The following is a 14,004-nucleotide window of genomic DNA, read 5'->3' on the forward strand; positions in this document are numbered from 1 at the left end:
TATCTTCACCGCACAACAAATTTACAATCATTAATTTTATAAGAAGTATGAAAAACATCAGACTTATCTTAGTGGCTCTTTGTACATTGCCGCTATTCACAGCCCAAGCAGACGAGGGTATGTGGCTGCTACAACTCATGCAGGAACAACACCTAGCCGACATGATGAAAAAACAAGGATTACAAATGGAGGTGGACGACATTTATAACCCGAACAAAGTTTCATTGAAAGATGCTGTCGGTATCTTCGGAGGAGGATGTACCGGAGAAATCATTTCACCGGAAGGACTTATCCTAACCAATCATCATTGTGGTTATGACGCAATCCAGCAACATTCATCCGTAGAACACGATTATCTGACAGATGGATTCTGGGCAATGAACCGCAAAGAAGAAATCCCGACTCCGGGACTCCAATTTACTTTCATTGAAAAGATAGAAGATGTTACAGACATCATCAATAAAAAGATAGCTGATAAAGAAGTCACAGAAGCCGAATCATTCACTTATAAATTCCTTAGCACTATAGCCGATTCATTGTTATCGGTACATGGATATGCTGATAAATTCGGCTACCAAAGTGAATTATTGCCATTCTATGCAGGAAACCGTTATTATTTCTTTATTGAAAAAGTGTACAGTGATGTACGTATGGTTGCCGCTCCTCCTTCATCAGTAGGTAAATTCGGTGGAGAAACAGACAACTGGATGTGGCCACGCCATACCGGAGATTTCTCAATGTTCCGCATCTATGCAAATGAAAACGGAGAACCGGCTGATTATAATGAAAGCAATGTTCCGTTGAAGACCAAGAAACATTTCGCCATCTCCTTGCGTGGCATAGAAGACGGTGATTACACTATGATCATGGGATTCCCGGGAAGTACAGAACGTTACCTTACGGCATCCGGCATCCAGCAAATGATGGATTGCAGTAATACGCCCCGTATCAGAATCCGCACAGCACGCCAAGAGGTATTAAAATCGGAAATGGATAAAAGTGATAAAGTACGTATCCAATACGCAAGTAAATATGCACGTTCAAGCAATTATTGGAAAAACGCCATCGGCATGAACAAGGCTATTGTAGATAATAAAGTATTGGAAGGTAAAAAAGAACAAGAAACCCGCTTTGCCGAATTTGCAAAAAGAGTCAATAATAAAGAATATCAAGAAGTTGTTTCCAATATAGATCAGGCAATACAAGCCGGTAATAATTTGGAATATCAGTGGACTTGCCTCATCGAAGCTATTTCTTCCGGAATCGAATATGGTACTCCTTATATGGTTATGGAGCAATTAAAACAGGCACTTGATGAAAAGAATGATTCACTTCTCAATGCCAGCATACAGACATTAAAGGAATCTTATGCGAACATCCATGATAAAGATTATGACCATGAAGTAGACCGGAAAGTGGCAAAAGTAATACTTCCTTTATATGCCGAAATGGTTCCGGCCAGTGAACGCCCGGCTTTCTACCAAACTATTGAGAAAGAATTTAAAGGCGATTATAACAAATATGTAGATGCTTTGTATGACAATACTATTTTTGCTAATGATAAGAATTTCAATAAATTCATCAAGAAACCAAACAAAAAAGCAATTGATAAAGACTTGATGAGACAATTTGCAGCAGCAAAATGGGAAAAGCTCTATGAACTGCAGGGAAAGATGAAGGATTCAAGAATGCAATTACTAAGCCTATATAAGATTTATGTACGCGGACTTGGCGAAATGAATGCTCCTACCCCTCAATATCCGGATGCAAACTTCACCATCCGTCTGACTTACGGAAATGTTAAATCGTATGATCCTAAAGATGCGGTGCATTATGACTATTATACGACAACAGATGGTATTCTGGAAAAAGAAGATCCGAATAACCGTGAATTTAATGTTCCTGCCAAATTGAAAGAACTGATTCTTAAAAAGGATTTCGGACGTTATACAATGAAAAACGGAGAAATGCCGGTATGTTTCACTTCCACGAATGATATTACCGGCGGTAATTCCGGCAGTCCGATCATTAACGCACGCGGTGAACTTATCGGTGCTGCATTTGATGGCAACTGGGAATCGTTAAGCGGTGACATCAATTTCGACAATGAAAAGCAACGTTGTATCAATGTAGACATCCGTTATGTATTGTTCATTATCGAAAAATTAGGTGGAGCAAAACACTTGATTGATGAAATGACAATCGTAGAATAAATAATATATAACCTTCCAAAGACACGGGTTATGTGGTTCTCACGGTTTCCTTTTTAATAACAAAAGCTGTGTAATCCTCATAATCCGTGTTTTTTATAACCTATATACCATGAACAAGAAATCTTTTATATTCTGTACCATACTGGGATTCTCATCCTTATCGTCTTATGCTGATGAAGGTATGTGGATGCTTACTGACTTGAAAGAGCAGAATGCAGCCGTTATGTATGAATTGGGACTCGACATCAAAACAGATCAGATATATAGTCCTGACAATATCAGTTTAAAAGATGCAGTCGTACACTTCGGAGGCGGCTGTACGGGAGAGGTCATTTCCTCCGAAGGACTTGTGTTGACGAATCATCATTGCGGTTATGGCTATATACAAGAACATTCGTCCGTTGAACATGATTACCTGACGGATGGTTTCTGGGCCATGAACCGTGAAGAAGAACTTCCCTGTAAGGACTTATCGGTGACTTTCATCGATCAAATCCTAGACGTCACTTCCTATGTAAAGGAACAACTGGCCAAGGATGAAGATCCCGAAGGAACCAATTATCTGTCTCCGTCCTATCTTTCCAAGGTAGCAGACCGGTTTGCAGAAGCTAATAAAATAGAGAAAACACCATTTACCATATTGGAGTTAAAACCTTTTTATGGTGCCAACAAATATTATCTGTTTGTAAAGACAGAATATAAAGATGTACGAATGGTAGGCGCACCACCTTCTTCTATCGGTAAATTTGGTGCAGATACGGATAATTGGATGTGGCCACGTCATACAGGAGACTTCTCTATTTTCCGGATCTATGCGACTAAAGACGGTAAACCTGCTGAATATGCAACCGATAATATTCCTTTAAAAGTAAAGAAGCACTTGACTATCAGTCTTGCCGGAATAAAAGAGGGTGACTTCACTTTTGTCATGGGCTTCCCCGGACGTAACTGGCGATATATGATTTCCGACGAAGTGGAAGAACGTATGCAAACTACCAACTTTATGCGTGAAAAAGTTCGCGGAGTACGTCAGGAAGCAATGATGGCAGAAATGCAGCGTGACCCGGCTATACGTATCCAATATGCAAGCAAATATGCCAGTTCCGCTAATTATTGGAAAAATGCAATCGGTATGAACAAAGGTTTAATCAGCCTTCATGTGTTGGATACAAAAAAGGCTCAACAAGAAAAACTCCTGGCTTATGGACGTACCATCGGTGATAACTCTTATCAAAAAGCATTCGACGAGATCCGTTCTATCGTAGGCAAGCGTCGTGATGCCCTTTACCACCAACAAGCCATCTACGAAGCATTATATCTGGGAACAGAGTTTTCGCGCATACCTTCTGTCAAGAAACTGATGAATGCATATCAAGGAAAGAGCAGCAAGGATTCTATCGACAAATATACCAATGAACTGCGTAAAGACGGAGAACTGTTTTTCAATAAAAGCTATAATCCGGAAGTAGACCGTATCGTCTCTAAAAAGATGCTTAAATTATACAGTGAACTCATCCCTAAAGAGCAACGTATCGATATATTCAATTTAATAGATAAGAAATATAAGGGTAACAGCGATGCTTTTGTCGATGCTTGTTTTGATCGTTCCATCTTCAGTTCTCCCGAGCGTTTATCTAAATTCCTAGCCAAACCATCGCTCAAACAATTGGAACAAGACCTCATGGTTCAATATTCACAATCTGTACGCAATGGATATAATGATATGGGAATCGCCATGAAAAAAGAAACAAACGCATATAATTTAGCGCATAAAGTCTGGGTAGAAGGCATGATGAACCTTAAACAACAGGAAGGAACACCTGTCTATCCCGATGCGAATTCTACTTTGAGGTTAACTTACGGTCGTATAGGTTCATACCGCCCGACAGATGGAATCGAATACAATTGGTATACTACTTTGAAAGGAGTTATGGAGAAAGAAGATCCGGATAACTTTGAATTCGTAGTACCCGCCAAACTAAAAGAACTTTATGAAAATAAGGACTTCGGACGTTATGCGATGGAAAACGGAGAAATGCCAATCTGTTTCGTCACCAACACCGATAATACAGGAGGAAACTCCGGCAGCCCGGTATTTAATGCCAAAGGAGAGCTTATCGGAACAGGATTTGACCGTAATTGGGAAGGCCTCACCGGTGATATTGCTTTTCAAACGACCTTACAGCGGGCAGCATGTGTAGATATCCGTTATACATTATTTATAATTGATAAATTCGCCGGTGCATCACACTTAATCAACGAGTTGACTATTACAGAATAACATTGTTGAAAAGAATGTTTTTTGCATAAATAAAATTACGGACGCACCTACGTATGAACATTTAGCGTTATATTTACGTTCTATTTAACAAAAGTGTGATTATTGTCATACTTAGGTTTAAATTAGAAAGGAGACAATTATGGAAAGATTTGAAGAACTAATAACCTCCAATGTACCGGTCTTAATAGATTTCTTTGCAGAATGGTGCGGACCATGTAAAGCGATGAAACCCATTCTGGAAGAACTGAAAGGAATGAAAGGAGACGCTATTCGAGTTGCAAAGATTGATGTAGACAAGTACTTGGAACTGGCTAACCAGTATAAAATACAATCCATACCTACGTTAATGTTATTCAAAAACGGAGAAGTGTTATGGAAACATACAGGGGTAATGCACGCCCGGGAATTGAAAGAAGTGATCGAAAAATACGAATAAAAGATGAAAAAAGGAATTTTAATATTAGCCCTTATCATGGGGGGTATTGTGAACTTTGCTTGCGCACATAGCAGCGAAAGCAAAGCTAATACGGCAGAAAGCGGAGAAGTTATTCAGATGAACAACGATATGTTTCTGAAAAATATCTTTAACTATAAGACCAACAAAGAATGGAAGTATGAAGGAACGACACCTGTTGTCATTGACTTTTATGCAGACTGGTGCGGACCTTGTCGCAGAGTTTCCCCGATTATGAAAGAACTCGCAAAAGAATACGAAGGAAAGATTACCATTTATAAAGTAGATACGGATAAAGAGCAAGACCTTTCACGGGCAATGGGCATCCAGTCCTTACCTACTATTGTGTTTATCCCCGTAAAAGGTCAGCCACAAGTTATAATGGGAGCGGCCGATAAAGAGACTTTCAAAAAAGCGGTCGATACGGTTTTGTTAGGACAACCAACCAAATAACTATATTTCCAAATTTTTATTCTCAATCACCTTGATGTTTTTTAAATTCATCAGGGTGATTTTTTTTATTCATCTTGATGTTTTTTTCAAACGACCTTATGTTTGAAAAAAAGGACCGCACGATTGAATTCAAACGTACGGTCCTTTGTTCACAAACTCCTATCGTTTGCAAACAACCGACTGTATGCTGACAGAAAGAGTATCCTGCACCTTTTATCGGTATGGATAAAAAGCTGCATTTTACTGAGAGAAAATGACGCTAAAACAGGATTGCTTCAAAAGCTCTTTCAAACCTTCAGTTTACGCATTGCGCTACTGACAAACAGGCATTTAGACTGAACTTTACTATAGAAGAGTTTTATTCGGTAAAATCAAAAGAAAAAGAACCTGAATGATGAATGAAGGTTAGCATCATTCAGGTTAATCGTTTGTATATCAGATGATATTTTGCAAACTGAAAGATGAAAGATAGTTATCGCAACACCTGACTACCATCCGGGTAAGGAACAAACTTACCTGTAGCTTTCAAAATAGGCATTGTTGCATGCTGTGCTTTCAGATAATCACTCAACTCCTTTGCCAATTCCTTTGCTTTGTCAGGATAGCGGACAGATAAATTATCCTTTTCCGAAATATCATCCTCCAAGTTGTAAAGACAGTTCTCGCCCGTGATATAATAATGGATCAATTTCCAATCACCTTTCACGATAGCACTTTGCGGAGCACCGGTCGTTTGGACTCTCTCTCCCCAATTATTCGGATAATGGAAAAATAAAGCACGCTCTTTATCGCCTTCCTGTCCTTTTAATTGTGCAGCAAAACTCTTTCCATCTATCGTCTGAGGCGTTTGATAATCGGAAACTCCGGCAAGTTCCAGTATGGTAGGGTAGAAATCTTCAATGATAACCGGTGTATCATTTATAGTAGAAGGTTTGGTTACATTTGGATAATAAACAATCAATGGTTCGCGAATACCCCCTTCTTTCAACGAGCCTTTACCCTCGCTCAACGGAAAGTTCTTATCAGTACGGCCTATCGTATAACCTCCATTATCAGACATGAAGATGATAACCGTATTGTCTGCAATACCTTTTTGCTGTACATAGTCCATTAAATCGCCTAGGCTCTTGTCCATACCTTCCAACAAAGCAGCATATTGAGCTTCCCTATGGGTAAGACCTTTATCTATGTACTTCTGATAGAAACGTTTATCTGTCTTAAACGGAGCATGCACAGCATAGTGACTCATATACAGGAAGAACGGGTTTGACTTGTCAAGTGCCTTATCTATCAATCCTTCCGCTTCACGTGTCAATGCTTCGGTCAGGAAAGTGTCACTACCATAATACTTCTCCAAATCGGGTACTCCCCATATTTTGGAGTGTTCCGAATCATCCACATTTCCGTAGTTATCTTCCCCCAGATAGCTTCCCATTGCTCCGGCAGCATGTCCGGCAATATTATAGTCAAAACCAATTGCCAACGGATCGGCAGCAGGAGTGTCCAGCGAGCCGAAGTGCGCCTTTCCTACCATCATAGTCGTATAACCGTTTTCACGAAGAACTTGTGGTAAGCATTTCGCATAGAAAGCATGTTCCAAACCCGGTTCGGGACACAAACCGTTATAATTCCACGCCTCAAAGTTCAGAACAGGGTCTTCACGATCTGTTGACGTATCTTTCTTCAACGTCCAGTTCGTCACTTTATGCTGTGCCGCATTGGCACCGGTGTACAGGCTTACCCGTGAGGGAGAACTGATAGGACAAGCATAAGCATGGGTAAACTTCACACCAATCTTCGCAAGACGCTCCATATTAGGCGTTTCATAGATGCGATTCAACTCGGTCGTCTCTTTCCAGAACGGTAAGGACGTATCCTGCCAACCCATATCATCCACTAAGAAAAGAATGATATTCGGCTTTTGCTGGGCAAGGACATTGCCTGAAAGCAATGCCGTTGCCATAAGGGAATAAATAGGATACTTCATCTGATTATTTTGTTAAAATTCCAATTTCACCAATCGTTATAAAATTCTTATTATTTATCTCCGCCAATGGTTCAAGTTTAAAGAAACGGGCAGGATATTTTCTACCGAAACGTACGAACGTAGGAACCGGATTGTGCATGATATTGCTGAACTCGCCACTGGCGTCGCATTCTGTCCAATCCTGACCATCGTTACTCACATAGAAACGATATTTATAGATAGTACCGGATTTATCATCCCCGTTGACAGGAGCATAACTAAATCCCGCCACATCAATCGCCTGACCCATATCGACCACAAGTGGTGTCATTCCATCTGCTTTCCAATAGGTAGCCTGATTACCGTCAATTGCCTTTTGAGCATCGCTATCCGAACCTAATACTTTCCAACCGTTTACAGGAACATCACTCAATTTCAGCGCAGCGTCTTCCTCCGTCAATGGACGGGCATAGAATAAACCGACTTTCGATATATTAGCAATACCACGGGAACCATTTACCGTTACTCTTATCTTCTCAGCCTTACATTCAGGAAAACGTAAAAGACGTTTATAACCTACTGTAGTACCTTCGCCTAATTGCTGCCAAATACCATCGATAAGAGCTTCAACAGTGAAAGACTCTACACGTTGCCCTTTTGATATATCTTCCTGAATAAGGAAAGTATTGAACACCGCATCTTTCTCCACGTCATATTCCTTAGAAGAGTTTGCAGTTGCCTGCCAAAGTACATCCCCTTTTCTGAGTTTATTGTCAGCAAATGTCTCCGTAAGATAATCAGAAAGTTCCTTGATACGCTTTACATCATTCTCATGGATAAGGCCGCGCTTATCAGGAGGTATATTCAATAATAAAACAGAGTTATAACCGACAGACTTGAAATAAATATCCGCCAGATGTGATAATGATTTCACCTGTTCATCCTGATCGGCATGGTAAAACCATCCCGGACGAATGGAGACATCGACTTCAGAAGGATACCAAAAAAGTTCGGATGCTTTAGCCACGATGTCACGACCACCCAAATCAGGAGCTTTTTCAAAGAGTTCCAAGCGTTGGTTCTGCTCTTTCGAACGAGTGTAAATACCGGGAGTAAGTGCTGTGGCACTCCACTCCGTTTCACGTCCGATACCTTTTTCATTACCCACCCAGCGAACATCGTCGCCCATGATAGCCATTACCGCTTTCGGTTGCAGGTGAGTAATAGTCTTGTAGAAAGCATCCCAATCATACTCCTGCTTCTTTCCGTTAGGACCTTCGGCACATGCACCGTCAAACCACACTTCATGGATCTCACCATAGTTTGAAAGAAGTTCCGTCAACTGTTCGATGAAGAATTGGTTGTATTTCGGAGAATCCCCGTAACATTCCGCATTACGATCCCACGGGGAAAGATAAACACCGAACTTCAGTCCGTATTTATCACAAGCATTGCGTAACTCCCGAACAACGTCGCCTTTACCTCCACGCCAAGGAGAAGAAGCTACAGAATGTGTCGTAGTCTTTGTAGGCCACAGACAGAAACCATCATGATGCTTCGCGGTCAATATCGCCATTTTGAAACCCGCGTCTTTTAAAGCCTTCACCCACTGCTCGGCATCCAATTCCTCCGGATTAAAAATAGCAGGATCTTCACTACCGTCACCCCATTCCCTACCGGTGAAAGTATTCACACCGAAATGCAGAAAAGCGGTCAGCTCCATCTGCTGCCACGCCAATTGTTGTGGTGTCGGTACAAGACGTGAAGCCATATCTATTTTCTGCTCCACAGTAGCTCCTTCCGGGAAGGAAACATGCTTTACATAATACTCTTCCTTTTGCTGCGTACACCCAACTGCACACAAGCAAATGAAAATAACCGCAAATAAAAGCCTTGATAGTTTCATAAATTTTCCAGTTTTATATAATTCTTCCTATTTCACATTTCTGCGTTTCCCATAATAAACGCATCTTCTTATTTCTCCCTGTATGGACTAAACGTAAAGTTGAATTCGTGTTTCTTTACCGGAATCCAATACTTCGGCAATACACCCGGTCCACAAGTAGCCGTACCCACTCCCGTTTGTTCCGCATCCAGATGTACCGTTACAATACCTGTACGTTCCAATTGATTGATATGATCGGCACTATCTATATTCTCATCTGTAAACGGGACAACACTGAACTGGAAGTTCTTACCCGATCCGAACAATAAACCTTCGCCATCCCCGTCGGTAACAGTTGCCCAACGAACATCGGTACGATTGCCCGTAGCCTGCGGACGGACATAATAATGGAACATTGCCTCAGCATCGGTATGATAGATACCTATTTTACCGGAGCGATCGCGGTCAACGTAAGTTTCGTGTTCTCCCCGTCCAAGATAAGACACCTTATTATATAGATAAGGCATCTCAAATGCCAAACCGATACGGGCAAGTGATTTCACAACCGAAGTATCCGGCACGAAAGTCGTTTTCACAGACAAAACGTTGCCTTTCAAGGTATAGACGAAAGTAGCGTCACCTATCTTCACACCTTTCGCATTAAGTAATTGTACCTGTGCCGTACCACCCTTATCATTTGTCTTTACTGCCACAGCTTTCTGAGTAAGATGATCCAGACCTGCCTTCTTCCAAGCCTTAGCACCTCCGGTCTTTTCACGATTATCGTTATCCGTTACCGGACGATAAAGACTCAGTACAACAGGCGATGCGAGCATCTCCTTACCTTCAAAACAATAGGAAGTAAGTGCCCCGGTCTTCTTATCTATTCCAATAGATGTCTTCCCTTCTGCTACCGGAAGATCATAACGAGCATTCTTGTTCGCCGACAACACAAACTGGTCATAAGCCACTTCAAAATCTTTTCCTCTAAATGGAAGTTCTTCACGTGGTGTCCAACTCAACGTGAGATATGCCTCACGGATATTGGTAGGAAGTTTCACTTGTCCCAGCACCAATTCAGCAGTTGCATGAGGAGTACAATCCACCACTTTCTCTCCTTTTGCCAGCACCGTTCCGTTATCACCGGTTACCGACCAATGCAACGTGAAAGCATTCAAGTCGGTAAAGTCATACCAGTTTTTAATGGAAAGCTTTAACTTTTTGGCATCAATCAAATTTGATTTGATATATTGATATTGTTTCTTCACTTCAAGTAAATGTGGATGAGGTACACGATCTGCGCCGATAAGCCCGTTGCAGCAGAAATTACCAAAGCTCGGTACATCCTTAGGACCATAATCACCACCATACGTCCAATACCATTTTCCATTTGAATTATCAATCTCACGGAACGACTGATCTACCCAATCCCAGATACAACCTCCCTGAACAATCGGCTCGTTCTCAAACACATCCATATATTCCTGTAATCCGCCACAGCTATTACCCATTGCATGTAAGTACTCGGTCATTATGAACGGACGATATACTTTCGGCTCTTTTTGATTCACATAAGCCAGTAAGTCTTCTACCGAGCGATACATACGACAATAGATGTCTGTATTATAGTTTTGTTCGGCACGTTCGTACTGTACCGGACGATTCTTCTCCACTGACTTCATCCACTCATACGTACGTTCAAAGTTGATACCGTTACCCGCTTCGTTACCTAATGACCAAATGACAATAGACGGATGGTTTTTAGAACGTTCATACATACGTTTCGTGCGATCCATATGTGCCGTCAACCAAGTAGAATCTTTGGCAATCGATTCTTTCCCATAACCCATACCGTGAGACTCTATATTCGCTTCATCAATCACATAAAGTCCATACTGGTCGCAAAGCTCATACCAATAAGGGTCTGTCGGATAGTGTGAGTTACGAACCGTATTCAAGTTATGCTGCTTCATTAGCTTGATGTCTTCCAACATCAGTTCCTTACTGACCGTACGTCCCAACTGCGAATGTTCGTGACGATTGGCTCCTTTCACCAGTACCGGCGTTCCATTGATACAGAAACGTCCGTTCTTAATTTCAGAAGTACGGAATCCTACACGACTACCGGTGGTTTCAATCACCTTGCCCGCTTTATCTTTCAATTGAAGAACAAGCGTGTACAGATTAGGATGCTCAGCACTCCAAGGCTTAATACCCGTTAATGCTTGTTCCTTCAAAACATAAGGTGCTACCAGATTGCCGGACAAAACAGCTTGTCCCTTTGCGTCCAACAAATTATACGACACAGCGGAAACATCTGCTCCCTTCACCTGAACATTCATACTAAACAAACCATCCTTATAATCTATCGTATCCAATAACGAAGTCACATGATAATCGGCAATATACGTTTCAGGAGTACTATATAGATAAACATTACGCTCAATGCCACTCAATCGCCACATATCCTGACACTCCAGATAGGAGCCTGAGCTCCAACGGTAAACTTCCAGGGCTATTGTATTTTCCCCTTTCTGCAACTTATCGGTAATATCCCATTCTGCAGGTGTTTTAGAACCTTGATTGTACCCTACAAACTTACCGTTAATCCATACATAATAAAAAGAAATAACACCTTCGCAGCACAATACCACACGACGACCTTCCCATCCCGCAGGAACAGTAAACGAACGACGATAAGAACCAACCTCATTTTCCTGATAAGGCACTAGCGGCGGATTCTTTTTAAAGTGGAACATTTTGTCGTCAAACTCATACGTCTCATTTACATAAATGGCAGTTCCGTATCCCTGACGCTCCCAATTGCCCGGCACATTGATATCAGCCCATCCGCCTACATAGAAAGACGGTTTATAAAACTCCACCGGACGATTATCAGGATTCTTCACCCAATGAAACTTCCATTTCCCATTTAAACTCTCATAATAAGACGAAGCCTCATGATTTCGTTCGACAACCATTTTTTCATTGGAGTACGGCCATACATAACTATGGGGTTCAAGTTTATTCAACCCTATTGCATACTGACTTTGCCACTCCGGTAGCTGTTGTGCATTTATAAATCCGGTAACCAACAGCAAGATACAAGACAATATTCTAAAAGTGTTCTTCATAATGTATTTTATAAATACCAATGAGGTCTTTGGTTAGATTCAACTGCCAAAGGCCTCATAAAGTATATTGTTCTTAATTACAAATTTACTCTATCTCCTTTTATTTCACGCAACTTATCGGATAAACGTTTTACGTGCTTCGGATATTTCGTAGCACAATTATCCCTTTCCCCCTTATCTTTCTTCAGGTTATATAGTTGTGCTTCCGGTGAGTTACCCAATTCTATGTTCACATTTTTACTAACAGCAGGTCCTTTACCCGGTTCTATGTATTTCCATGTTCCATCCGTCAAAGAAAGGTTGTTTTGACCATTTTGTTCTACCAGATAACTACGTCCCTTTTTAGTTTTGCCCAACCAATCCGACAAATGATTCTCGCTATCAGGTGCAGCCCCTTCCGGCAACTTTACGTCCAACAGACTGGCAAAAGATGCCATCCAATCAATTTGGCACACTAATGCATCAGATACCGCAGGTTTTACAACTCCTTCCCAACGCAATATGCAAGGAACACGGCTTCCTGCTTCATAAGAGCTATATTTGCCTCCACGGAAAGGTCCCCACGGTTTATGCTCACCTAACAATTCTACAGCCTGATCTTTATAACCATCATCTACCACAGGACCATTATCACTGGAAAGGATTACGATAGTATTCTTATCCAAACCCAAGCGCTTCAAAGCTGCCATTACCTCTCCTACACTCCAATCAAACTCTAACAAAACATCCCCGCGAGATCCCATACCACTTTTTCCGGCAAACCGAAGAGAAGGACAACGGGGAACATGAGCATCCTGAGTTGCAAAGTAAAGAAAGAAAGGCTTATCTTTATTACTTTCAATAAAAGAGATTGCCCGTTCAGTAAGTTCCTCCGCAATCTTTTCATCATTCCAAAGTGCAGATTTTCCACCTTTCATAAACCCTATACGCGAAATACCATTCACGATACTCTGATTATGTCCGTGCGAAGGATGCAAACGTAGTAATTCCGGATTGTCCTTACCGGTAGGTTCACCCGGAAAGTTTTTCTTATAACTTACCTCAATCGGATCATTCGGATCTAGATTGATAACTCTACTATTTTCCACAAATACACAAGGAACGCGATCACCTGTAGCAGCCATTACAAAAGAATAATCAAAGCCTATATCCGGGATTCCGGGTTTTAACTCTTTATTCCAATCCTGTTCACCTGATTTATCTCCCAAGCCTAAATGCCACTTACCAATCACCCCAGTAGTATAACCAGCTTGTTGAAACATATTTCCCAATGTATAGCGTTCCGGTCGAATAATCATTCCGGCATCACCATCTGCAATACCCGTCCCTTGACGACGCCATGCATACTCTCCTGTCAACATTGCATAGCGCGAAGGTGTACTTGTAGCGGCGGCACTATGCGCATCCGTAAAACGAACTCCCTCTGAAGCCAACCTTTCAACATTAGGTGTATGAATTGTCTTTGCTCCGTTACAACTTAAATCTCCATAACCGATATCATCGGCATATATAAACACGATATTAGGTTTTTCAGGCAATTTTTCTTTCTGTCCTCCTGCATACGCTCCAACTAAGGGCAAAGCCATTAAAGGCAAAGTTAATTGTACTGATCTCATAT

General features: G+C 41.3%; 8 protein-coding genes. 4 read left to right on the forward strand and 4 right to left on the reverse strand.

Going from position 1 to position 14,004, the window contains the following annotated elements; translation table 11 throughout:
• Positions 1-47 precede the first annotated feature (47 nt).
• The 4 genes from DXB63_RS05710 (at position 48) to trxA (DXB63_RS05725) (ending at position 5,401) form a co-directional block, all read left to right on the forward strand.
• Positions 48-2,213, forward strand: coding sequence for a S46 family peptidase (locus DXB63_RS05710; protein ID WP_122125429.1), 2,166 nt, complete (start codon positions 48-50; stop codon positions 2,211-2,213).
• A 109-nt stretch (positions 2,214-2,322) separates the two neighbouring features.
• Positions 2,323-4,494 (forward strand): S46 family peptidase, encoded by a 2,172-nt coding sequence (locus DXB63_RS05715; RefSeq protein ID WP_122125430.1) that lies wholly within the window; start codon positions 2,323-2,325, stop codon positions 4,492-4,494.
• 139 nt (positions 4,495-4,633) lie between these two features.
• Positions 4,634-4,930, forward strand: coding sequence for a thioredoxin (gene trxA, locus DXB63_RS05720; protein ID WP_122125431.1), 297 nt, complete (start codon positions 4,634-4,636; stop codon positions 4,928-4,930).
• A 3-nt stretch (positions 4,931-4,933) separates the two neighbouring features.
• A complete protein-coding gene (gene trxA, locus DXB63_RS05725) occupies positions 4,934-5,401 on the forward strand; it encodes a thioredoxin (RefSeq protein ID WP_122125432.1) in 468 nt (155 codons plus the stop codon).
• Between the two features lie 472 nt (positions 5,402-5,873).
• On the opposite strand, the gene DXB63_RS05730 is transcribed toward trxA (DXB63_RS05725), so the two are convergent.
• The 4 genes from DXB63_RS05730 to DXB63_RS05745 all read right to left on the reverse strand — a co-directional run bounded on the left by DXB63_RS05730 (position 5,874) and on the right by DXB63_RS05745 (position 14,002).
• Positions 5,874-7,388, reverse strand: coding sequence for a sulfatase (locus tag DXB63_RS05730; protein ID WP_122125433.1), 1,515 nt, complete (start codon positions 7,386-7,388; stop codon positions 5,874-5,876).
• Between the two features lie 4 nt (positions 7,389-7,392).
• A complete protein-coding gene (locus DXB63_RS05735; RefSeq protein WP_122125434.1) occupies positions 7,393-9,273 on the reverse strand; it encodes an alpha-L-fucosidase in 1,881 nt (626 codons plus the stop codon).
• Between the two features lie 68 nt (positions 9,274-9,341).
• Positions 9,342-12,386: a glycoside hydrolase family 2 TIM barrel-domain containing protein gene (locus tag DXB63_RS05740; RefSeq protein WP_122125435.1), complete on the reverse strand. Its 3,045-nt coding sequence runs from the start codon at positions 12,384-12,386 to the stop codon at positions 9,342-9,344.
• A 77-nt stretch (positions 12,387-12,463) separates the two neighbouring features.
• Entirely contained in the window at positions 12,464-14,002 is a 1,539-nt protein-coding gene (locus DXB63_RS05745) for an arylsulfatase (protein WP_122125436.1), read from the reverse strand.
• Positions 14,003-14,004: the final 2 nt, after the last annotated feature.

It is taken from the genome of Bacteroides sp. OM05-12, assembly GCF_003438995.1.
Taxonomy (GTDB): Bacteria; Bacteroidota; Bacteroidia; order Bacteroidales; family Bacteroidaceae; genus Bacteroides.

Coding starts and splice junctions, on each gene's coding strand:
- DXB63_RS05715 (WP_122125430.1), top strand. CDS start 2,323: ATGAACAAGAAATCTTTTATATTCTGTACCATACTGGGATTCTCATCC.
- DXB63_RS05710 (WP_122125429.1), top strand. CDS start 48: ATGAAAAACATCAGACTTATCTTAGTGGCTCTTTGTACATTGCCGCTA.
- trxA (WP_122125432.1), top strand. CDS start 4,934: ATGAAAAAAGGAATTTTAATATTAGCCCTTATCATGGGGGGTATTGTG.
- DXB63_RS05730 (WP_122125433.1), bottom strand. CDS start 7,388: ATGAAGTATCCTATTTATTCCCTTATGGCAACGGCATTGCTTTCAGGC.
- DXB63_RS05735 (WP_122125434.1), bottom strand. CDS start 9,273: ATGAAACTATCAAGGCTTTTATTTGCGGTTATTTTCATTTGCTTGTGT.
- DXB63_RS05745 (WP_122125436.1), bottom strand. CDS start 14,002: ATGAGATCAGTACAATTAACTTTGCCTTTAATGGCTTTGCCCTTAGTT.
- DXB63_RS05740 (WP_122125435.1), bottom strand. CDS start 12,386: ATGAAGAACACTTTTAGAATATTGTCTTGTATCTTGCTGTTGGTTACC.
- trxA (WP_122125431.1), top strand. CDS start 4,634: ATGGAAAGATTTGAAGAACTAATAACCTCCAATGTACCGGTCTTAATA.